The 320-nt window shown below is 51.6% G+C and carries 1 pseudogene; it reads left to right on the top strand.

Annotated features, from left to right (window positions below):
- Positions 1-87 precede the first annotated feature (87 nt).
- Positions 88-320 (top strand): annotated as a pseudogene (locus PPL9_RS11810) (IS110 family transposase); the annotation flags it as partial.

Here is a 320-nt window from a genome sequence, read left to right on the forward strand (position 1 = left end):
TGATGGGGTGGATGGCTCCTGCTCCCACCAACGCCGTAATGCGTCATACTGCAGTTGTCATGGACAGCAAACGAATGGAGCCACCCCATGCAAGTTACAACTATCGGCATCGACCTGGCCAAGAATATATTTCAGGTTCATGGTATCACAAAAAGTGACGAAGTCGCTTTCAACCGGCCTTTGCGGCGCGCTCAGGTACTGCCGTTTTTCACACGGATAGATCCTTGCCTTATTGGTATGGAAGCCTGTGCCACAAGCCATTACTGGGCGCGTGAGTTGACCAAATTGGGCCATGAAGTCCGGTTGATCCCTCCTATGTA

It is taken from the genome of Pseudovibrio sp. POLY-S9 (genome assembly GCF_001431305.1).
GTDB lineage: Bacteria > Pseudomonadota > Alphaproteobacteria > Rhizobiales > Stappiaceae > Pseudovibrio.